Origin of the sequence: Phenylobacterium sp. (assembly GCF_031360265.1) — a bacterium.
In the GTDB taxonomy this organism is placed as follows: domain Bacteria; phylum Pseudomonadota; class Alphaproteobacteria; order Caulobacterales; family Caulobacteraceae; genus Phenylobacterium.
In genome coordinates, this window is sequence record NZ_JANMBF010000169.1 from 16,399 (window position 1) to 35,706 (window position 19,308).

Consider the following 19,308-nt stretch of genomic DNA (forward strand, 5'->3'; position numbering starts at 1 on the left):
CTTGGCGGGCCGGCGTTAAGAAAGCGCAGCGAGCCTAGCGCTTCGCAAGTTTCTCGATCTGCGCCTGCATGTCTTCCATCTGCTTGCGCAGGGCGGTGAGGGGATCGTCGGGCGCTTGGGCCGCTGGCGCCGCGGCCGCTGGCGCCGGTTCGCCGCGGGGCGTCGGGGCGCTGGGTACGGGCATCTCGGCCTTGGCGAAGGCAAACGGCGAGAACATTTTCATCGCCCGGTCGAACAGCGCCATGTTTTGACGGATCTGGTCGTCGAAGGCGCCGACGCCCGGGGTGTGGCCGAGCGCGGAAAACTGGCTGCGCATGCGCTCCTGCTGCTGGGTGAAACTGGCCAGCGACAGTTCCAGGTAGCTCGGCAGGAAGGCCTGCATGGAGTTGCCGTAGAAGCCGATCAGCTGCCGCAGGAACTGGATCGGCAGCAGGCTCTGGCCCTGCTGGCTCTCTTCCTCGAAGATGATCTGGGTCAGCACCGAGCGGGTGATGTCCTCGCTGGTCTTGGCGTCATAGACCACGAAGTCGATGTTCTGCTTCACCATCTCGGAGAGGTGCTCGAGGGTGACGTAGCTGGACGAGGCGGTGTTGTAGAGCCGCCGGTTGGCGTATTTCTTGATCACCACGCGCTCGCCCTGGGCGCCGGCGTCGGTTGCCTGGGTGTCGGCCATCCCAAATTCCTTGTCGGATCCGCGACTGCGGACGCCATGCTCTGCACCGCAGTATCGCGGATGCGAGGCAAATCGCAAATGGCGGAAAGATTCAGCGCTTGCCGAACCTTAGCGTCCCAACAATAGATGAACGTGGGCCGCCACGCGCACCATCAGGAGCCGCCGCCATGAGCGACGTTGTCATCGTTTCCGCCGCCCGCACGCCGGTCGGCTCGTTCAACGGGGCGCTGTCCAGCCTGCCCGCCCACGAACTCGGCAAGATCGCCATCATGGCCGCCGTCGAACGCGCAGGGATCAAGGCGGCCGACGTCGATGAGGTGATCATGGGCCAGGTGCTGCAGGCCGGACAGGGCCAGGGTCCGGCGCGACAGGCCTCGATCAACGCCGGCATCCCCATGGAAAGCCCGGCCTGGAGCCTCAACCAGTTGTGCGGCTCGGGCCTGCGGGCCATCGCCCTGGGCGCCCAGCAGATCCAGGACGGTTCGGCCGAGATCGTCGTGGCCGGCGGCCAGGAAAGCATGAGCCAGTCGCCGCACGCCGCCAATATCCGCAACGGACAGAAGATGGGCGACCTGGGCTTTGTCGACACCATGATCAAGGACGGCCTGTGGGACGCCTTCCACGGCTATCACATGGGCCAGACCGCCGAAAATATCGCCGCGCGCTGGCAGATCACCCGCGACGATCAGGACAGGTTCGCCGTCGGCTCGCAGAACAAGGCCGAGGCCGCTCAGAAATCCGGCCGTTTCGCCAGCGAGATCGCGCCTGTGGTCATCAAGGGCCGCAAGGGTGACATCACCGTCGATCAGGACGAGTTCATCCGTCCCGGGACCACGCTGGAGAGCATCTCGGGCCTGCGTCCGGCCTTTACCAAGGACGGCACCGTTACCGCCGCCAATGCCTCGGGCCTCAACGACGGGGCCGCGGCGCTGGTGCTGATGAGCGCCGATGAAGCGAAGAAGCGCGGCCTGAAGCCGCTCGCGCGAATCGCCTCCTGGGCGCACGCCGGCGTCGATCCGGAGATCATGGGGACCGGCCCGATCCCGGCCAGCCGCAAGGCGCTGGAGCGCGCCGGCTGGTCGGTCGCCGACCTTGACCTGGTGGAATCCAACGAGGCGTTCGCGGCGCAGTCGATCTGCGTGGTGCGCGACCTGGGCCTCGATCCGGCCAAGGTCAACGTCAACGGCGGCGCCATCGCCATCGGCCACCCGATCGGCGCGTCGGGCGCGCGGATCCTGACCACCCTGTTGCACGAGATGAACCGCACGGACGCCACCAAGGGACTCGCCACGCTGTGCGTGGGCGGCGGCATGGGCGTTGCCATGTGTGTCGAAAAAATCTGATCCGACTGTCGGGCCAACCGACGGCGGCTTTCCAGGGAGACGAAACATATGGCCAGGGTAGCGTTGGTCACCGGCGGCACACGCGGCATCGGCCGCGCGATTGTCGAGCGGCTGTCGCAGGACGGAATCAAGGTCGCGGCCGGCTATTCCGGAAACGACGCCGCGGCCGAAGCGCTGAAGCGCGAAACCGGGGCGATGGTCATCAAGGGCAACGTCGGAAACTTCGCCGATTGCCAGCACGCGGTGGCCGCGGTCACGGCGGAGCTGGGGCCCATCGACATCCTGGTCAACAATGCCGGCATCACCCGCGACGGCGTGTTCCATCGCATGAATTCCGAGCAGTGGAGCGAAGTGATCCGGGTGAACATGGACTCGCTGTTCAACATGACCCGCCAGGTGATCGAGGGCATGCGCGAGCGCGAATGGGGCCGGATCGTCAATATCTCCTCGATCAACGGCCAGAAGGGCCAGATCGGCCAGACCAACTACTCCGCCGCCAAGGCCGGGATGATCGGCTTCACCAAGGCGCTGGCGCTGGAGAACGCCAAGAAGGGCATCACGGTGAACTGCATCGCCCCCGGCTACATCGACACGGAGATGGTGCAGGCGGTGCCGGAAAAAGTGCTGGAAGGAATCATCGGGCAGATTCCAGTGGGCCGGTTGGGCCGCGGCGAGGAGATCGCCGACATGGTGGCCTTCCTGGCCGGCGAGCGGGCCGGATATGTGACCGGAACGACACTGTCGCTGAATGGCGGACAATACCTGGTCGGCTGAGGGCGCCAGATCGGGCGCAAACCGCCGGGCGGTCCAAAAAGCGCCCCAGTCAGCCGGCATGTGCTCCGGCGTCATGACGGTTGAGCCAAAGGCTTCATCCAGCGCGCGGTCCACGGCGGTCAAGGGCGTCGTCATCTGTCTTGTGCTCGGGCTCGCCGCGCCGGCGGCGGCGTTTCCAGGCCTGCGCGAGGGCCTGTTCGGCCAGCGTCCTTCGGACGGTCGACAGATCACGACCCCGCCGGTCGCGCGCTACGTGTCGGAGGACGGCGACGTCTTCACGCTCGACCGCAGTCAGGCCAGGCCGCTGCTCAAATTCGACAACAGCTATGAGGTCTGGGCCCTGCGGCCGCAGCCGGCGCCGCGCGGTGACACGATCTACAAGAACGACCTGGGTGAACCGGTGCTGCGCGCCACCCGCCTTGGCGGAATCACCCTGTTCACCGATCAGCGACCGGGCGGTTCGGCTGCGGCGCTGGCGGGCGTCGGCGCTCCCTTGCGCCTGGCGATCATGGGTCCGCAGGCGCTGCTGGAGCGACTGGCGCAGGCCAGCGCTCGGGCGAGCCGCGCCGCGCGCCGCCTGATTCCATTTGAGGCCGAGGCGACGCCGTCCTCGTCGGCGCTGATCGCCGACGCCGCCATGGTCACCAGCGAGGCGGTGGTTCGCATGACCCGGCGCGCCGATGCGCGCAAGCTTCTGGAGCGGATCGTCAAGGTGCGTCTGGTTGCCGGTCGCAAGGCGTCGGCCCTGGTCAACGACGGGGTGCTCGAAGTGGTGGTGGCGCCGCCGGACGGCCTGGCCGGCCGCCCCTCGTCGGACCGCATCGTCCAGGTCGCCGAGACCGTCCGCTAATCCTTGAAATTGTCCTTGGCGGACCTCACCGCTCCGAAGGCGGCATAGTCCGGCTTGCCCGCAGCGCCGACCCGCGCGGCCAGCCTTGGCGCGCGCAGGAAGGGGTTGGTGGCCTTTTCCAAACCGATGGTGGTGGGCACCGTGGGTTCGCCGCGCTGGCGCTGGGCGAAGATCTGTTCCGTCCGGGCCTTCAACGTCGGATCATCGTCCACGGACAGCGCAAATCGCGCGTTGGAGGCGGTGTATTCGTGGGCGCAGTAGACGGCCGTTTCGTCGGGCAGGGCCGCCAGCCGCTGCAGGCTGGTCCACATCTGTTCGGCGGTGCCTTCGAACAGTCGCCCGCAGCCGAGCGCGAACAGGGTGTCGCCGACGAAGGCGATGTGGTCGGCGGCGTCGAAATAGGCGATGTGGCCCAGGGTGTGGCCGCCGGTCTCGATCACCGCGAACCGCGTCTCGCCCAGCATCACCTCGTCGCCGCCGCGCACCTCGCGATCGAGGGCCGAGATGCGGGTGACCTCGCCCGGGCCGACGATCGTCGCCCCGGTGGCCGCGGCGATCTGCGCATTGCCTCCGGCGTGGTCGGGATGCCAGTGGGTGTTGAGGATCAGATCGAGGGTCCAGCCCTTTTCCGACAGGGCGGCCAGGATCGCGGCGGCGTCCGGCGTGTCGATACAGGCGGTCTTGCCGGTCGCAGCGTCACGGGCGAGGAAGCCGTAGTTGTCCGAAAGACAGGGGAACTGGTGGACGCAGAGCGGCATCGGACTTGGCCTCCAGAGGGGCGATGACCCTGAGCCCTGCGATTTAGGTTGGCGAGAGGCCTTCGTCGAGCCTAGCCATGGAATATGCGCCGCGACGTCCTGGACCTGCGACAGTTCTACGCCTCCGACCTGGGGCGCGCCGCGCGCGCCATGGTCGGTCGCAAGGTGCTGGAAACCTGGGGCGACGCGCGCGGCCTCGACGTGCTGGCGCTGGGTTATGCGACGCCGTTCGTCGCCGACACCCGCCACGCGGCGCGGCGTGTGGTCGCCGCCATGCCCGCCCAGCAGGGGGTTGAACTGTGGCCGGCCGGCGGGCGTAACCTGACGACCCTGGTCGGCGAAGAGAGCCTGCCGTTCGCCAACGCGCTGTTCGACCGCATCCTGGTGGTCCATGGCGTGGAGGAAAGCCCCGACCCGATCAGCCTGCTGCGCGAGGTCTGGCGGGTGCTGGCGCCCGCCGGCCGGGTCGTCGTGGCGGTGGCGGCGCGCAACGGGCTATGGGCCAACAGCGAGAAGACCCCCTTTGGCCATGGCCGGCCCTACAGCCGGGGCCAGCTGGCCGAACTGCTGCGCGAGGCCGAGCTCGCGCCCTCCGGCTGGACGCGCGCGCTCTATGTCCCGCCGGTGACCTGGCTGGCCGGATGGGCCGAGGGCTTCGAACAGACCGGCTCGAGGCTCTGGCCCGGTTTCGCCGGACTCTTGCTGATGGAAGCCGTGAAACAAACCTTTGCGGTCAAGCCGCGGGGCTCCGGCGCAAGGGTTCGACGCGCGCGACCTCTGCTGGCCCCTGCCCCCAGCGGCGCGCCTGTTTCGCGGGCGCCGGCCGGCCATCTTCCGCGCGCCCCCTTGGAGCGCGGTGGGGAAAGCCCTAGCTTTGTCGCCGGGTCCGCCCGTCGCGGATCGAATGGAGACGGTGCGCCATGAAGATGATCGTTGCTGTCATCAAGCCCAGCCGGCTTGACGCCGTGCTGGACGCCGTCACCGAGGCCGGGGCCTCCGGGCTGACGGTCACGGAGGTGCGCGGCTATGGGCGCCAGCGCGGCAAGACCGAGGTCTATCGCGGCGCCGAATACGAGGTGAAGCTGCTGCCCAAGGTGAAGCTGGAAATCGCCGTCCCCGACGACATCTGCGACGCGGTGGTCGAGGCCGTGGCGCGCACCGCCAACACCGGCAAGATCGGCGACGGCAAGGTCTTTGTCCTGGACCTGGAACAAGCGCTGCGTATCCGCACCGGCGACAAGGACGCCGCGGCGATCGCGGGTTAGGCCCGCGGGAAGTACGGCCAGAGCAGCCGCCCGCCGAGGCCCGCTGCCGGAAGGGCCAGCAGCACCCAGCTCCACGACGGCGCACCGGCCTGCGCCAGGCCTGCCGCGACGAGGCAGGTCATGAAACAGCCGACGTCCCAGCCGCCCTCCGACGCCATCTTGTTGCGAAACGGGCAGGGTGAGGCCTTGGCCAGGTTGTAGGCGGCTGCGCCGAGCGGAGGGACCAGCAGCGGCATGACCAGTCCTCCCGCCGCGTTGGCGACGCCGGCGAACCAGGGCGACCCCAGGCTCCCGGCGCGCAGCAGGACGATCGCGCCGGCCGCGCCATAGGCGATGAGCACCGCGCGCCGGCCACCGCCGCGGTCGACATGGCGGCCGATCAGTAGGCCAGCGGCTGCGCCCACGAACCCGGCCAGGGCCATGACCCCGCCATAGGCCGCGTAGCTCTCCCGCAAGGCGAGGAAGAGCGCGACCTGCCAGGCGAAGATGAAACTGGCGTCGAACCAGCCGTCGACGGCGAGCAGCAGCGCCGCGGGGCGCGCCGCGCGCCATGCGCCCGGCGCCGATCGGGAGACGGTGACGTTAGGCAGGCCCAGCAGCGGGACCGCCGAGGCGACCTGCACGAGGGCGACCGCCGAGAAGGTCCAGGTCGGGCCGATAGCGACCAGCCCCCAGGCGCCGGCGAGCGGGGCGACCACGCTGGCGGCGGCGGCGAGCGACTGGCCGACCGCCACTTGATGTCCGCGGTGCTCCGTGTCGCCGACAACAGCGACATAGGCGTTCTTGGAGACGTAAAAGGCGACCTCCGCCAGGGCGGCGACGAGGCAGAAGATCGCCAGCCGCGGACCGACCTCGTGGACCCCCGCGAGCACCGGGTATTGGGCGGCCATGCCGACCGCGCCAGCCAGCAACAGCGGTTTCAGGCCGAAGCGCTGGGCCAGAGGCAGCAACGCCGGGCGCACGACGAAGCGGACGGCGACGATCGCCGCCTGCGCGAGCAAGGCGATCGGGACCGCAATCCCGGCCCGTAGCAGGAAGACCAGCAGGAAGAGGCCGCCGGCGCCCTCGGCCAGGGCCTGGACGCCGGACTGCAGATTGACGCGGTTGATCGCGTCGTTGCCGAAAAATGACATGAGGTCTCCGCTGAAGGAGGCATGGAAAGATCGGCGCGCGCGAGGCGGCTCCGGTCAGATGGCGCGGGCCAGACGGCCCCGGGGCGCTATCGGTCGTTCCTACCCATGGAGATCGTCTCCTTCAGCAGCTGGACTATGCTCGTCGTCACGGGTGTGCACAAGCTTGCGCCATGCCAGCCGAGCTTGCCCCCCCGCCGGCCATCGATCCCGCCGCGCCGATGATCGCGCGGACCGAGCGGATCGTCGTCGGCCGCCCGCCCGCCGAGGTGGCCCGCCATTTGGTCGAGGCCGACCTTGCGACGCAGGTGCTGGCGACGCGTCGGCTGCCAGGGGTGGTGGGGGTGACGCCGCTGACCCCGGGACCCTGGGGCGGCCCGGGCGGGCGCCGTATCGTGCGGCTCAGCGACGGGAGTCAGACCACCGAGCAGGTGCTGGAGCGCACCACGGAGCTGTTCCGCTATCAGGTCTGGGACTACACCACCGCCGCCGCCCGACCGATCGCCTACGCCCTGGGTGAATTCCGCTTCACGGCGCTGGACGCAGGCCGCACCGATCTCGTCTGGACCTATGCCTTCCGCCTGCGGCCCGACGTCTTTCCGGGGCGGTTAGGCGGCCTGGGCCGCTGGCTGATGAAAGCGGCGTTTCTCGACGCCGCCTACGCCGACCTGATGCGCACGGCGCTGGCGGCGATCAAGGGCGGCGTCGAGCGGGGGTGACTTAGCGCCGCCCTCGCCGCGGCTTCGGCCTCGGGTCCTGGGGCTTCGGCAGATCGACCTCGCCCAACAGGTTCCGCGCGACGCGCTTGGCCTGCGGCTCAGTGCGTCGGCTGAGCAGGAAGAGGGCGGTCTCGGAGCGCCAGTTTTCCAGCAGGCCGTCGGGCGTGATCGGCCGCGCCGGCTTGCCGCCGGAGAGCGCGGCGCAGGCGTCCACGCGCAAATCGAGTTCGCGGCACAGGTCGGTGAAGTCGCGCAGGGTGCACAGGTGGATGTTGGCGGTCGCCCACCAGGGATCGGGCAGGGCGCGGGTCTCGGGCATCCGTCCGCGCGACATCAGCGACAGGCGCATGCGCCAGTGAGCGAAATTCGGCACCGAGATGATGGCCTGGTCGGCGATCCTCAACAGCTCCGAAAGAACGTGCCGGGGTTCGCGCATCTGCTGCAGGGTCTTGGACAGGATTGCGTAGTCGAAGGCCCGGGTCGGGAAGTGGTCGAGGTCGCGATCGCCGTCGCCCTGCACCACCGCCAGGCCCTTCGCCAGGCAGGCCGAGACGCCTGTGGGACTGATTTCCAGCCCCTGGCCGTCGATGCGCTTCTCGCGGCTCAACAGTTCCAGCAGTTCGCCATCCTCGCAGCCCACATCCAGCACGCGGGCGCCGGGTCGCACGAGGCGCAGGATCTCGGCGAAATCCTCGCGCGGGGCGGTCATGCCTAGAGGCCCCGCGCCTGGGCGGTCGAGGCGAAGAATCCGCGCAGGGTCGCATCGAGCTGCGGCTCATCGAGGAAGAAGGCGTCGTGGCCCTTGTCGGTCTCGATCTCGGCGAAGCTGGCGCGGCAGCCGGCGGCGTTCAGCGCGCGCACGATGTCGCGGCTTTCGGCGGTCGGATAGAGCCAGTCCGACGAGAACGACAGCACGCAGAACCGCACCCCGCGCGCGTTGGCGAAGGCGTTGGCCAGCACCCCCCCGTGCTGCGCCGCCAGGTCGAAGTAGTCCAGCGCGCGGGTGATGTAGAGATAAGAGTTGGCGTCGAAGCGGTCGACGAAACTGGCCCCCTGATGGCGCAGATAGCTCTCCACCTGGAAGTCGGCGTCGAAGCCCCAGCTGAGGCCGTCGCGCTGCAGCTCGCGGCCGAACTTGCGTTGCAGGGCGGCCTCGGAGAGGTAGGTGATGTGGGCGGCCATGCGGGCCACGGCCAGGCCCTTCTCCGGACGCACCCCGGCGACCTCATAGGCTCCGCCCCGCCAGTCGGGGTCGGCCATGATCGCCTGGCGGCCGACCTCGTGGAAGGCGATATTCTGGGCCGAATGCCGCGGCGCCGCGCCGATGCACACCGCGCTGAACAGTTTTTGCGGATAGTCCGCCGCCCACTGCAGCACCTGCATCCCGCCCATCGAGCCGCCGACCACGGCGAACAGGGTCTCGATGCCCAGCGCCGCGATCAGCATCGCCTGGGCGCGGACCATGTCGGCGATGGTGATCACCGGAAACGCCAGGCCATAGGGATCCCCGGTCCGCGGATTGATCGAGGCCGGACCTGTCGAGCCCATGCAGCCGCCGACCACATTGGCACAGACGATGAAATAGCGCTCCGGGTCGAGCGGCAGGCCCGGGCCCACCACCCGGCTCCACCAGCCGGGCTTGCCGGTGGCGGGATTGGTCCCGGCGGCGTGCTGATCCATGGTCAGGGCGTGGCAGACCAGCACGGCGTTGGTCTTGGCCGCGTTCAGCCGGCCATAGGTCTGGTAGGCGACATCCAACGCCTCGAGCCGGCCGCCAGAGTCCAGGCGCAGGCCCTGGCCGGCGGGAAAGCTCAGCGTCCCGCCGTCCGTCTCGCTCCCAGCGGTGGCCTCGGCCGCGTCCATCAGGGGCCTTGGACCGCCAAGCCCTTTCGGTGTCAATGAGGTCTTGCAGGGCCATGAGCGGCTTCGCAGCCGGCGCGGGCGCGGCTATGAGGGTGAGCGGGGGCGGAGTGCGCATGGACCGGCTGATCCTTTTCCGGCACGGCAAGGCCGAAGCCGAGTCCGCCAGCGGCGATGACTTCGACCGTCGCCTCGCGCCGCGGGGGATCGCCGACTCGGCGGCCATGGGCGGGCAACTGGCGGACCTTGGCCTGCGGCCCGACCTGGCGCTGGTGTCGGCGGCGGCGCGCACCCGCGACACCTGGGCCGCCGCCGAGCCGCACTTTCCCAGGGCCCGGCTGAGCATCGAGGACGATCTCTATCACGCTGATTCCGGCGCGATCCGCCGCGAGGTCGCCCGCGCCGGCGCCCGCGTCAGCACGCTGATGGTGATCGGCCACAACCCCGGACTGCAGGAGCTCACCGTGCAGCTGCTGGCAGAGGGCTCCGCGCCGACCTCGCTGATCGACCGGGCGCGACGGCGGTTCCCGACGGCGGCGGCGGCGGTGTTCCTGTTCGACGCCAACGGCCGGCCGGCGTTTGACGGGCTGTTCTTTCCCGACCGCGGCCTGGAGCGCGGAGATTGAGCCGCATCTACAAGATCCTGCCGCGCGCCGACTGGATCGCCGCGCAACAGGCCGGACAGTTCGACGGCTCGCCCCTCGACCAGCAGGATGGCTTCATCCACTTTTCGACCGCGGCCCAGGTGCGGGAGACCGCGCGCCGCCATTTCTCCGGCCAGGTCGGGCTGGTGGTGCTGGAGGTCGAGACCGATGACCTGGGGGACGGTGTGCGCTGGGAGCCGTCGCGGGGCGGGGCGCTGTTCCCCCACCTCTATGGGCCGCTGCCCCTACGTCAGGTGCGCGGCGTGACCGAGGCGCCGCTCGACGCCGATGGCGCGCCGGCCATCACGGTCGGGTCATGACGCTGCACGGCCTGGCGACCCGGGCGATGCGCGGGTTCGACCCGGAGGACGCGCACCGCCTGGCGATCGGGGCGTTGAAGCTGGGCCTGGGTCCGCTCGACGGCCCGGACGATCCGATCCTGGCGTGCCCGGTGGCGGGGATGACCCTGCCCAACCCGATCGGCCTGGCGCCGGGGTTCGACAAGGACGCCGAGGTTCACGGACCCATGCTGCGCGCCGGGTTCGGGTTCGTGGAGTGCGGCACCGTCACGCCCAGGCCCCAGGCCGGCAATCCGCGCCCGCGACTGTTCCGGCTGAGCGAGGACGGGGCGGTGATCAATCGCATGGGCTTCAACAATCGGGGCCTGGAGGCTTTCGCGGGCCGGCTGGCGCATCGGCGCGCCGGCCTGGTCGGGGCCAACATCGGGGCCAACAAGGACTCCCAGGATCGCATCGGCGACTATGTGGTGGGGCTGCGGCGGCTGTGGGGCCTGGCGTCCTATTTCACCATCAATGTATCCTCGCCCAACACGCCGGGGCTGCGGGCGCTGCAGACCCGGGCCGCGCTGGAGGACCTGCTGGGGCGGTTGGCTGAGGCGCGCGACGTCCTGCCGGCGGAAGGCCGCGTCCCGATCTTCCTGAAGGTCGCGCCGGACCTTCAGAGCGGCGAGGTCGAGGCGATCGTCGAGACCTGCCTGACCGGCGGCCTCAGCGGGATCATGGTGGCCAACACCACGGTCTCGCGGCCGGCGCTGGCGTCGCGGTTCGCGGGCGAGGCGGGCGGTCTCTCCGGCGCGCCGCTGGCCGCATTGGCGATGCGGGTGCTGGGCGAGTTCGCCGAGGTCGGCGCGGGACGGCTGGCGCTGGTCGGCGTCGGCGGCGTCGGCACAGGAGCCGAAGCCTATGCCCGGATCCGCGCGGGCGCCTGCGCGGTGCAGCTCTATTCCGCCCTGGTGTTCGAGGGTCCGGGGCTGGTGGGCGCGATCAAGCGCGATCTGGCGGCGCGGCTGCGGGCCGACGGGTTCGCCACGCTCGCCGCCGCGGTCGGGGCGCGGTAGCCGCGTTTGGCCGCGTTGCCGAACCCCGCCGGCTGGACTAGGTGAAGCCCATGGCGGACACCGCGACGCCGCAGGAGCTTCCCAGGTCGAAGGGGCCCCGCTTCTTCTGGCCGGGCGGCCTGTCGGCGCGCCTGTTGACGCTGACGATCCTGTTTGCGGTCTCGGCCGCCTGCTTCGCCCTGCCGCCGACGCTGGCGTCATACGAGGAGAAGTGGCTGCTGGACCGGGTGCGGGCCGGCGAGCTGGCGTCCCTGGCCCCCGACGTCGCGCCCGACCGCAAGGTGTCCCAGCAGATCGCCAACCAGCTGTTGAACGGCGCGGGCGTCGCCCGGGTGGCCATTCAGACCGACGGCATGCGCCGGTTGGTGCTGGGCGGACCCAGCCTGCGGCGCGCGCCCTATGTGGTCGACCTGCGCGACCAGGCGCCGGCCTCGTGGCTCGCGGCGCCGTTCCAGACCCTGCTCGGCGGCGAGGGGCGGTTTGTCCGGGTCGTGGCGCCGCCTCGCTTTCGCCGGGGCGACTTTGTTGAGATCGTCGCGCCCGACGCCGAGTTGAAGCGCGAGCTGATCGCCTATCTCTGGAAGCTGGTGCTGGTGGCGGCGTTCGTCACCGCCGGGGTGGGCGGGGTCGTCTATCTGTCGCTGAACATCTTCCTCGTGCGGCCGATGCAGCGGATTACCTATGCCATGGAGCGCTTTCGCGCCGACCCGGAGGACGCCGAGGCCCGGGTTCCGCTGTCCGGCCGTCGCGACGAGATCGGCCGCGCCGAGGCCGAGCTCGACCGGATGCAGGCGGACCTGCGGGTGGCGCTGAACGCGCGCGGCCGGCTGGCGGCGCTCGGCGAGGCGGTGGCCAAGATCAATCATGACCTGAAGAACATGCTGACCAGCGCCCAGATCGCCTCGGAGCGGCTGGCGGCGCTGAAGGATCCCAAGGTCAGCCAGGTGCTGCCCCGGCTTGAGCGCGCCCTCGACCGGGCGGTCAAGCTGGCCTCCGGGGTGCTGGCCTATGGCAAGACCCAGGAGCCCGCGCCGGAGCCCCGGCCCCTGCGCCTGGCCGCCGCCGTCGCCGCCGCCGCCGAGGAGGCCCGGCTGGCCGAGCATGGCGTGACGCTGGACTGCGCGGTGGGTGCGGCCGAACAGGTCAGCGCCGATCCCGATCAGTTGCATCGGATGCTCGCCAACCTGCTGCGCAACGCCCGCGAGGCGATCGAGCACCAGGAGGCCCGGCGCAGACCCGGCCGCGTTGTCGTCAGCCTGACCCGCGCGGAGGACGCCAGCCTCATCCGCATCGCCGACAATGGCCCCGGCGTGCCCGAGCGGGTGCGCGAGCGGCTGTTCCAGCCCTTCGCCGGGTCGGGGCGGCCGGACGGGGCGGGCCTTGGCCTGGCGATCGCCCGCGAACTGGCCCAGGGCCACGGCGGCGACCTGACCCTGGCGGTGACCAGCGCCAAGGGCGCGATCTTCGAGCTGCGACTTCCCGGCGCGCCCCCGCCGGCGTCGTCCCGCAGGCGGGCGCCGAAGAGCTCTCGCGCACCGCTTGGCCAATAGGGTCCGTCCCCTATTCCCGGACATGAAAAACGCCGCCGGGGAGAGGCCGGCGGCGTTTCTCGCCCGGGCGGCCGCGAACGGGCTCGGGCTACGCGGAGCCCGCGCGCTCATCGGTCGACCTGGCGAAGGATCAGCCGTGAGACGCTCGGGCGGCCACCGCAACTGCGCGGCGGTGTCTGGCGTGCGCTGTCCCGGATGGGAACAGGCGAACGCCTTTCGCTGGGGGCGTTGCAACCGCGGCGCCACATCGTCGGCGCTTGCGCGGCCCGTTCCTGCGGTCAGGCGGCGGGAGTCTGCGACCGCCTTGCCGGCGGCGCCGAGGCGTCGAGCCCCAGGGGACGCAGCAGCTGGCCGACCATGCTGGCCGGCTGCGGCTCATCGATCCCGTAGCAGGGCGGCCAGTGATCGGGCAGATGATGGGTGCCGAACAGCCGGTCGTAGATCGGGAACATGGCGGCGTAGTTGTGGTCGCGGTGCTCATCGTTGGTGTGGTGCCAATGATGGAAGGCCGGCGTGGCGACGATCCATTCCAACGGCCCCAGGCGCCAGCGCACGTTGGCGTGGATGAAGAAGGCCCAGACGACGCCGGCGTAGCTGACGATGAACGGCACCAGCGAGCCGTCGGCGGTGGCCGGATTGGCCAGGCTCAGCGCATAGATCGGGACCAGGCCGCAAAGCCGGGTGAAGGCGATATCCACAGGGTGCGCACGGGTATTGACCAGCCAGTCGATGTGCTCGGGGGCATGATGGACCTTGTGGAACCGCCAGAGGAGCTCGGACCTGTGGGTCAGCCGGTGCCCCCAGTAGGCGCCCAGGTCGCCAACCACCAGGCCGGCGACGATCCGCAGCCACAGGGGCAGGCCGTCGATCGCCTCGATATAGGCTGACGGCGTCGCGCGGCTGACCAGGCTCGCGACCAGGCCCATCGGGATCGACAGCAGGATCGTCGGCAGGATGCTGTTGACGAAATAGTAGGCGATGTCGCCGGTCAGCTGGCCGCGGGTCAGGCCGCGCTGGCGCAGCGTGAAAAACCGCTCAAGCGGAACGAAGACCAGCGTCAGCAGCGCCAGCCAGAGGATCGTGCTGGACACCTGCATCGCGAAGGACGCGGCGTGTTGGACGAACTGGCTCAGCATGCGCACTCCAACGGGGTCGTCGCCCTATATATGGCGCCCGTCCTGCCGCGTCACATGGCGTGAGCGTGAACGTGGCCGGATCGGGCTCTCGGGCAACACAGAAACCATCAACAGGTAACCAGACCGGAAAAAAGGGAGGCTGACGATCACCCCCCCCCAGGCCTTCGTCTGGGTCCAGGCGCGCGTCGGCCGGACGACTTGACATCCTCAGGCGGCGGACGCCGCAAGGCTCGCCCGGCGCCGTCAGGTCGCCGAGACCCCCGACGCCCACCATCATCCTCGATCCGATCGCGCGCCCTGATTTTCGGCCGGGCAACCCTGACCACGGCCAGACTTCGCGGGTTAGCGGTTTCGCTCTTTGAGCGAAGGCAAGGCGTCGGGCGTTCTAAAGAACGCAATCGGCCAGGCCATCGCGGCGGACGGTTCCGGCCGCGGCGGCGATATGTCCGCCGCGGCGCTGGATATAGGGGCCTGGCCTGGCGGCCTTCCAGGACAGCGGCTTGGGAATGATCGCCGCCAGGCGCGCGGCCTGGGCTGGGCTCAGCCGGGCCGCGCTGACGTTGAAATTGGCCTGGGCGGCGGCTTCGGCGCCATAGACGCCGGGACCCCATTCGATGGAGTTCAGATAGACTTCCATGATCCGGGCCTTGCCCCAGAGGGCCTCGATCAGCACGGTGAACCAGGTCTCAAGGCCCTTGCGAACCCAGTTTCGCTGCGGCCAGAGGAACACGTTCTTGGCGGTCTGCTGGCTGATGGTCGACCCGCCGCGCACCCGGCCCGGGCGCTGTTCGTTGTGGGTGATGGCCTTGCGGATGGCGATCCAGTCGAACCCATGGTGTTCGCAGAACCGGGCGTCCTCGGCGCCGATCACGCTGCGCACCAGCTGAGGCGAAATCCGGCTCAGGGGAACCCATCGGCGGTCGAAGCCGTGTCCCTCGACCATCCGCTCGACCATCAGGAAGGTCAGCGGCGGCGGCGCGAACCGATAGATCGCCACCGCGACGATCGGACCGGCCAGGCCGACCAATACGATCAGGAGCACGGTCCAGCGAAACACCCGGCCGATCAGGCCGGGGCGCGGGCGGCGCTGTCGCTGGAACGGCTGGCGTCTGACCAAGGGGCGTCCTTGCCGGACCCCCTTGGCTGAGGGGGCTGTGTGGTGAATAGCTGAGCCGCGCCGTGGGGGCGCGTCAAGCCGGAGCCCTTGCCAAGATGAACGTCTCTGAGGCCGTCGCCGCCCGGGTCTCGATCCGGGCCTTCAAGCCCGATCCCGTCCCCGGCGAGGTGGTGGCCGACATCCTGGTCCGCGCCGCCGCGGCGCCCTCCGGGGGGAATCTGCAGCCCTGGCGGGTCTATGGCCTGGCCGGGGCGCCGCTCGCCGAGTTCAAGGCCCAGGTCGCCGCCAATCCGTTCGGCGAGGCGGCCGAGTACGAGGTCTATCCCGCAAACCTGTGGGACCCCTTCCGCACCCGCAGGTTCCAGAACGGTGAGGATCTCTATGCGACCCTCGGGATTCCGCGCGACGATCGGCCCGCGCGCCTGCGCCAGCTGGCCAAGAACGGCGACTTCTTCGGGGCGCCGGTTGGCCTGTTCTTCTGTCTTGATCGCCAGCTCGGCCCGCCCCAGTGGGCGGATCTTGGCATGTTCATGCAGACTGTGATGCTGCTGGCGGTCGAGCGCGGACTGGACACCTGCGCGCAGGAATACTGGGCGCGCTATCCCCGGACCATCGCCAGCTTCGTCGGCGTGCCGGACGATCACATGGTGTTCGCGGGCATGGCGCTGGGCCACCGCGAACCCGGGCATCCGATCAACAGCCTGAAGGCGGCGCGAGACGGGGTCGAGGTCTGGGGCAGCCTGCGCGGCTTTGACTGAGACGGGCCGGTCAGAACGCCCTGGGTCCACCGGCTTGGCGCTTGTCAGCCGGGGCGTTTCCAAGCATCGCTGGACAATGCCCACCACCAAACCGGATCGCTCGCTGATCGCGCTGGTCGCCGGGTTCGCCGCGCTGGCGATCACGGTCCTGGCCGCCATCGCCCTGGTGCAGCAGCAGCAGCGCGCCTTCACCCGGGTGACCCACACCCTGCGGGTTGAAAATCAGCTGAGCCTGATCCTGGCCCGCGTGCAGGGCGCCGAGAGCGGCCAGCGCGGGTTCATCCTCACCGGCAACGACGGCTACCTGGAACCCTACCATATCGCCGCGGCGCGGCTGCCGGGGGACCTGGCGGCGCTGCGGGCGCTCGTGGCGGACAATCCGGACCAGGCGGCCGCGGCCAAGCGGCTCAGCGTCGCTGCGCTGACGCGCCAGGATGCGCTCAGCCGGACCTTGGCGGTCTACTACGGTGGCGACGAGACGGGCGTGCGGATGCGGTTTCGCCAGGGCCAGGGCAAGGCGGCGATGGATGATCTGCGCCAGATCGTCGGCGGGATGCAGGCCACGGAGGCGCGCCTCCAGCAGGCTCGCGCCGATACCGCGCGGCGCTGGGCCAGCGCGGTGGTGGCGGCCCTGGCGGCCAGCACCGTCGCGATCCTGGCGGTTGGCCTGCTCGCGTTCCGCGACGCCCGGCGCCGGCTCGCCCTGGCGGTCCAGACCGGCGAAGCGCTTGGCGCCGCCAACAACCGGCTGATGGCCGAGGCCGCGCATCGCGAGGTGGCCGAATCCCAGGTCCGCCAGATGCAGAAGATGGAGGCCGTGGGCCAGCTGACCGGCGGCATCGCTCACGATTTCAATAATATGCTGGCGATTGTCATCGGCAGTCTGGATATCGCCAAGCGGCGGCTGGCGACGGACCCGGCGCGGGTGGCGGTCTGCCTCGACAACGCCCTCGACGGCGCCCAGCGGGCCGCGGAGCTGACCGGCCGCCTGTTGGCCTTCTCGCGCCAGCAGCCGCTGGCGCCGCGCGTGCTCGACGCCAACCGGCTGGTGAGCGGGATGTCGGACATGCTGCGCCGGACCGTCGGCGAACACCTGAAGGTCGAGACCGTGCTGGCGGCCGGACTGTGGAACACCAGCGCCGACGCTAGCCAGCTGGAAAACGCGATCCTCAACCTGTGCGTCAACGGTCGCGACGCCATGCCGCGGGGTGGCCGCCTGACGCTGGAAACCCGCAACGCCGACCTGGACGACGCCTACGCCTCGGCCCACCCCGACGTGACGCCCGGCCAGTATGTGATGATCTCGGTCACCGACACCGGCGTGGGGATGCCAGCCGAGGTGGTCGCGCGGGCCTTCGATCCATTCTACACCACCAAGGGCGTCGGGCGGGGCACGGGCCTGGGACTCAGCCAGGTCTACGGCTTCGTCAAGCAGTCCGGCGGCCACATCAGGATCGATTCCGAGCCTGGGGCCGGAACCACGGTTGAGCTCTACCTGCCCCGCAGCCAGGCGGCCGCCGCCACGCCTGGCCCCATCGTCCCCGCCCCGGTGGTCAGCCCACGGGCTGTCGATGGCGAGGTGGTGCTCCTGGTCGAGGACGAGACGAGCGTCCGCCGGGTCTCTGTCGAGGCTCTCCGCGACCTGGGCTACACCGTTGTTCATGCGCCGGACGGCGCGCGGGCGCTGATCGCGCTCGACGCCCAGCCGCGCGTGGACCTGCTGTTCACCGACATCGTCATGCCCGATATGAATGGCCGCGAACTGGCCGACGAGACCCTCCGGCGGCGGCCCGAGGTCAAGGTGCTCTACACCACCGGCTATACCCGCAACGCCATTGTCCATGACGGCATGCTCGACGCCGGCGTGGCCTTCCTGCCCAAGCCCTTCACCTTCAGCCAACTGGCGACGAAGGTGCGCCAGGTGCTGGACGGCGCCGGCGCCAACCGGGCGTAGATCCTGTCACCTGTTCCATCGCGCCGCCTCACGCACTAAGTGTGCGCCCATGACCGCACCCCTCGCCGGCAAGACCCCCGTCACCGTGCTCACCGGCTATCTCGGCGCCGGCAAGACCACGCTGTTGAACCGCATCCTCTCGGAGGCTCACGGCAAGCGCTACGCGGTGATCGTCAACGAGTTCGGCGAGATCGGCATCGACAACGACCTGATCGTCGGCGCCGACGAAGAAGTCTTTGAGATGAACAACGGCTGCGTCTGCTGCACGGTGCGCGGCGACCTGATCCGGGTGGTCTCCGGCCTGATGAAGCGCCAGACGCAAAAGACCGGGCGCGGCTTCGATGCGATCATCATCGAGACCACGGGCCTGGCCGACCCGGGCCCCGTCGCCCAGACCTTCTTCGTCGACGAGGACGTGCGGGCCAAGACCGAACTCGACAGCGTCACCACGGTGGTCGACGCCAAGCACCTGCCGCTGCGCCTGGCGGATTCGCGCGAGGCCGCCGAGCAGATCGCCTTCGCCGACCAGATCATTCTCAACAAGACCGATCTCGTCACCGAGGCCGAACTGGCCGAGGTGGAGCGACTGATCCGGAGATTGAATCCGCTCGCGCCGATCCATCGGGCGCAACGCTCCGACGTGCCGCTGGACCTGGTTCTGGGTCGCGGCTCCTTCGACCTGGCGCGGATCGAGAGCCTGGAGCCCGACTTCCTCAACCCGACGCATGGCCAGGCCGGCCACGTTCACGACGACGGCTGCGATCACGATCACCATGGCCACGATCACAACGGGCATGCCGACCACGGGAACGCGCACGACATCGATGCCAGCGGTATCCGGGGCATTTCGCTCACCGCCCACCGGCCGCTGAACGCCAATGCGGTGACCGCCTGGCTGAACGAGGTGCTGCAGGCGCAGGGGCCCGACATCCTGCGCGCCAAGGGCATCCTCGACGTCGCCGGCGAGGACCGCCGCCTGGTGTTCCAGGCGGTGCACATGATCCTCGAAGGCGATTTTCAAGGGCCGTGGCGGGAAGGCGCCGAGCGCTATTCCCGCCTGGTGTTCATCGGGCGCAACCTCGACGAGGCCAGGCTCAGGGCCGGCTTCGAGGCGTGTGTAGCCTAGCTGAACCTATGCCGCGACAGGGTGGTCGAGGGCTTCGCGGCGCAGGCGCTGCATGGCGACGAGCTCGGGCTTCACCAGCCCATAGCGTTCCACGTGCCGGCCGCCGCGCCATTCCAGCACCAGCATGTCGCCATCGACCCGATAGCGGCCCCGAACGATCTGGGGGCCCACCGACACCTCAACCGAAGTCCACATGGTCGTCGCGCCTCGCGCCCTTCAGGGTCTCCTGACCCTCGGTTTGACCGACAGGCTATGCCTGGAGGGTTTCCACGCGATTAAGGCTGAATCCGCGCC

At 69.8% G+C, this 19,308-nt stretch carries 21 protein-coding genes; 13 read left to right on the forward strand and 8 right to left on the reverse strand.

Annotation, left to right across the window (positions count from 1 at the left end; genetic code table 11):
* Positions 1–34 precede the first annotated feature (34 nt).
* Complete coding sequence (gene phaR, locus RMN86_RS15620; RefSeq protein ID WP_309606778.1) at positions 35–673, reverse strand: polyhydroxyalkanoate synthesis repressor PhaR; 639 nt, start codon at positions 671–673, stop codon at positions 35–37.
* A 167-nt stretch (positions 674–840) separates the two neighbouring features.
* Here phaR and RMN86_RS15625 point away from each other — a divergent pair, with 167 nt between their 5' ends.
* From RMN86_RS15625 to RMN86_RS15635, 3 genes are all read left to right on the forward strand, one after another.
* Positions 841–2,016: an acetyl-CoA C-acetyltransferase gene (locus tag RMN86_RS15625; RefSeq protein ID WP_309606779.1), complete on the forward strand. Its 1,176-nt coding sequence runs from the start codon at positions 841–843 to the stop codon at positions 2,014–2,016.
* A 48-nt stretch (positions 2,017–2,064) separates the two neighbouring features.
* On the forward strand, positions 2,065–2,790 hold the full coding sequence (gene phbB / locus RMN86_RS15630; protein WP_309606780.1) for an acetoacetyl-CoA reductase: 726 nt from the start codon (positions 2,065–2,067) through the stop codon (positions 2,788–2,790).
* 73 nt (positions 2,791–2,863) lie between these two features.
* Positions 2,864–3,640 carry a DUF4908 domain-containing protein gene (locus RMN86_RS15635; protein WP_309606781.1) on the forward strand — a complete coding sequence of 259 codons (777 nt, stop codon included), beginning with the start codon at positions 2,864–2,866 and terminating at the stop codon, positions 3,638–3,640.
* Here the strand turns inward: RMN86_RS15635 and gloB are convergent.
* Complete coding sequence (gloB, locus tag RMN86_RS15640) at positions 3,637–4,398, reverse strand: hydroxyacylglutathione hydrolase (RefSeq protein WP_309606782.1); 762 nt, start codon at positions 4,396–4,398, stop codon at positions 3,637–3,639. The genes RMN86_RS15635 and gloB overlap by 4 nt on opposite strands.
* An 84-nt stretch (positions 4,399–4,482) precedes the next feature.
* On the opposite strand from gloB, the gene RMN86_RS15645 reads away from it, so the two are divergent.
* Positions 4,483–5,322 (forward strand): methyltransferase domain-containing protein, encoded by an 840-nt coding sequence (locus tag RMN86_RS15645; RefSeq protein ID WP_309606783.1) that lies wholly within the window; start codon positions 4,483–4,485, stop codon positions 5,320–5,322.
* Complete coding sequence (locus RMN86_RS15650) at positions 5,319–5,663, forward strand: P-II family nitrogen regulator (RefSeq protein WP_309606784.1); 345 nt, start codon at positions 5,319–5,321, stop codon at positions 5,661–5,663. Before RMN86_RS15645 ends, RMN86_RS15650 begins: the two co-directional genes overlap by 4 nt.
* Here the strand turns inward: RMN86_RS15650 and RMN86_RS15655 are convergent.
* Positions 5,660–6,796, reverse strand: coding sequence for an MFS transporter (locus tag RMN86_RS15655; protein ID WP_309606785.1), 1,137 nt, complete (start codon positions 6,794–6,796; stop codon positions 5,660–5,662). The two genes, RMN86_RS15650 and RMN86_RS15655, sit on opposite strands and share 4 nt — an antisense overlap.
* A gap of 170 nt (positions 6,797–6,966) precedes the next feature.
* Here RMN86_RS15655 and RMN86_RS15660 point away from each other — a divergent pair, with 170 nt between their 5' ends.
* The gene (locus tag RMN86_RS15660; RefSeq protein WP_309606786.1) at positions 6,967–7,512 is read left to right on the forward strand and encodes an SRPBCC family protein; all 546 of its coding nucleotides are present in this window, start codon (positions 6,967–6,969) and stop codon (positions 7,510–7,512) included.
* A 1-nt stretch (position 7,513) separates the two neighbouring features.
* On the opposite strand, the gene metW is transcribed toward RMN86_RS15660, so the two are convergent.
* Both metW and RMN86_RS15670 read right to left on the reverse strand, forming a co-directional pair.
* Positions 7,514–8,221, reverse strand: a complete 708-nt coding sequence (gene metW / locus RMN86_RS15665; RefSeq protein WP_309606787.1) for a methionine biosynthesis protein MetW — start codon at positions 8,219–8,221, stop codon at positions 7,514–7,516.
* Between the two features lie 2 nt (positions 8,222–8,223).
* Positions 8,224–9,375, reverse strand: a complete 1,152-nt coding sequence (locus tag RMN86_RS15670) for a homoserine O-acetyltransferase (RefSeq protein WP_309606788.1) — start codon at positions 9,373–9,375, stop codon at positions 8,224–8,226.
* A gap of 113 nt (positions 9,376–9,488) precedes the next feature.
* On the opposite strand from RMN86_RS15670, the gene RMN86_RS15675 reads away from it, so the two are divergent.
* The 4 genes from RMN86_RS15675 to RMN86_RS15690 are packed head-to-tail and all read left to right on the forward strand — an operon-like array spanning position 9,489 to position 12,923.
* Positions 9,489–9,998, forward strand: a complete 510-nt coding sequence (locus tag RMN86_RS15675) for a histidine phosphatase family protein (RefSeq protein ID WP_309606789.1) — start codon at positions 9,489–9,491, stop codon at positions 9,996–9,998.
* The gene (locus tag RMN86_RS15680; RefSeq protein ID WP_309606790.1) at positions 9,995–10,336 is read left to right on the forward strand and encodes a DUF952 domain-containing protein; all 342 of its coding nucleotides are present in this window, start codon (positions 9,995–9,997) and stop codon (positions 10,334–10,336) included. Before RMN86_RS15675 ends, RMN86_RS15680 begins: the two co-directional genes overlap by 4 nt.
* Entirely contained in the window at positions 10,333–11,373 is a 1,041-nt protein-coding gene (locus tag RMN86_RS15685; protein ID WP_309606791.1) for a quinone-dependent dihydroorotate dehydrogenase, read from the forward strand. Before RMN86_RS15680 ends, RMN86_RS15685 begins: the two co-directional genes overlap by 4 nt.
* Before the next feature lie 50 nt (positions 11,374–11,423).
* Complete coding sequence (locus tag RMN86_RS15690) at positions 11,424–12,923, forward strand: HAMP domain-containing sensor histidine kinase (RefSeq protein ID WP_309606792.1); 1,500 nt, start codon at positions 11,424–11,426, stop codon at positions 12,921–12,923.
* Between the two features lie 278 nt (positions 12,924–13,201).
* Here the strand turns inward: RMN86_RS15690 and RMN86_RS15695 are convergent, their stop codons facing one another.
* Together RMN86_RS15695 and mtgA are read right to left on the reverse strand one after the other, a co-directional pair.
* Positions 13,202–14,059, reverse strand: coding sequence for a sterol desaturase family protein (locus RMN86_RS15695; RefSeq protein WP_309606793.1), 858 nt, complete (start codon positions 14,057–14,059; stop codon positions 13,202–13,204).
* A gap of 385 nt (positions 14,060–14,444) precedes the next feature.
* Complete coding sequence (gene mtgA / locus RMN86_RS15700) at positions 14,445–15,128, reverse strand: monofunctional biosynthetic peptidoglycan transglycosylase (protein ID WP_309606798.1); 684 nt, start codon at positions 15,126–15,128, stop codon at positions 14,445–14,447.
* 143 nt (positions 15,129–15,271) lie between these two features.
* Between mtgA and RMN86_RS15705 the strand changes: the two genes are divergently transcribed.
* From RMN86_RS15705 to RMN86_RS15715, 3 genes are all read left to right on the forward strand, one after another.
* A complete protein-coding gene (locus tag RMN86_RS15705) occupies positions 15,272–15,934 on the forward strand; it encodes a nitroreductase (protein WP_309606794.1) in 663 nt (220 codons plus the stop codon).
* 76 nt (positions 15,935–16,010) lie between these two features.
* A complete protein-coding gene (locus RMN86_RS15710) occupies positions 16,011–17,888 on the forward strand; it encodes a CHASE3 domain-containing protein (protein ID WP_309606795.1) in 1,878 nt (625 codons plus the stop codon).
* A 49-nt stretch (positions 17,889–17,937) separates the two neighbouring features.
* Positions 17,938–19,014, forward strand: a complete 1,077-nt coding sequence (locus tag RMN86_RS15715; protein WP_309606796.1) for a GTP-binding protein — start codon at positions 17,938–17,940, stop codon at positions 19,012–19,014.
* A gap of 6 nt (positions 19,015–19,020) precedes the next feature.
* Here the strand turns inward: RMN86_RS15715 and RMN86_RS15720 are convergent, their stop codons facing one another.
* Entirely contained in the window at positions 19,021–19,209 is a 189-nt protein-coding gene (locus RMN86_RS15720) for a hypothetical protein (RefSeq protein ID WP_309606797.1), read from the reverse strand.
* Between the last annotated feature and the right edge of the window lie 99 nt (positions 19,210–19,308).

Excerpts from the sequence above, each read along its gene's own strand:
- metW (WP_309606787.1), bottom strand. The coding sequence starts at position 8,221 with ATGACCGCCCCGCGCGAGGATTTCGCCGAGATCCTGCGCCTCGTGCGA.
- RMN86_RS15660 (WP_309606786.1), top strand. The coding sequence starts at position 6,967 with ATGCCAGCCGAGCTTGCCCCCCCGCCGGCCATCGATCCCGCCGCGCCG.
- RMN86_RS15695 (WP_309606793.1), bottom strand. The coding sequence starts at position 14,059 with ATGCTGAGCCAGTTCGTCCAACACGCCGCGTCCTTCGCGATGCAGGTG.
- RMN86_RS15690 (WP_309606792.1), top strand. The coding sequence starts at position 11,424 with ATGGCGGACACCGCGACGCCGCAGGAGCTTCCCAGGTCGAAGGGGCCC.
- RMN86_RS15715 (WP_309606796.1), top strand. The coding sequence starts at position 17,938 with ATGACCGCACCCCTCGCCGGCAAGACCCCCGTCACCGTGCTCACCGGC.
- phaR (WP_309606778.1), bottom strand. The coding sequence starts at position 673 with ATGGCCGACACCCAGGCAACCGACGCCGGCGCCCAGGGCGAGCGCGTG.
- RMN86_RS15650 (WP_309606784.1), top strand. The coding sequence starts at position 5,319 with ATGAAGATGATCGTTGCTGTCATCAAGCCCAGCCGGCTTGACGCCGTG.
- RMN86_RS15635 (WP_309606781.1), top strand. The coding sequence starts at position 2,864 with ATGACGGTTGAGCCAAAGGCTTCATCCAGCGCGCGGTCCACGGCGGTC.
- RMN86_RS15645 (WP_309606783.1), top strand. The coding sequence starts at position 4,483 with ATGCGCCGCGACGTCCTGGACCTGCGACAGTTCTACGCCTCCGACCTG.
- RMN86_RS15710 (WP_309606795.1), top strand. The coding sequence starts at position 16,011 with ATGCCCACCACCAAACCGGATCGCTCGCTGATCGCGCTGGTCGCCGGG.
- gloB (WP_309606782.1), bottom strand. The coding sequence starts at position 4,398 with ATGCCGCTCTGCGTCCACCAGTTCCCCTGTCTTTCGGACAACTACGGC.
- RMN86_RS15720 (WP_309606797.1), bottom strand. The coding sequence starts at position 19,209 with ATGTGGACTTCGGTTGAGGTGTCGGTGGGCCCCCAGATCGTTCGGGGC.
- phbB (WP_309606780.1), top strand. The coding sequence starts at position 2,065 with ATGGCCAGGGTAGCGTTGGTCACCGGCGGCACACGCGGCATCGGCCGC.
- RMN86_RS15685 (WP_309606791.1), top strand. The coding sequence starts at position 10,333 with ATGACGCTGCACGGCCTGGCGACCCGGGCGATGCGCGGGTTCGACCCG.
- RMN86_RS15675 (WP_309606789.1), top strand. The coding sequence starts at position 9,489 with ATGGACCGGCTGATCCTTTTCCGGCACGGCAAGGCCGAAGCCGAGTCC.
- RMN86_RS15705 (WP_309606794.1), top strand. The coding sequence starts at position 15,272 with ATGAACGTCTCTGAGGCCGTCGCCGCCCGGGTCTCGATCCGGGCCTTC.
- RMN86_RS15625 (WP_309606779.1), top strand. The coding sequence starts at position 841 with ATGAGCGACGTTGTCATCGTTTCCGCCGCCCGCACGCCGGTCGGCTCG.
- RMN86_RS15655 (WP_309606785.1), bottom strand. The coding sequence starts at position 6,796 with ATGTCATTTTTCGGCAACGACGCGATCAACCGCGTCAATCTGCAGTCC.
- RMN86_RS15670 (WP_309606788.1), bottom strand. The coding sequence starts at position 9,375 with ATGGACGCGGCCGAGGCCACCGCTGGGAGCGAGACGGACGGCGGGACG.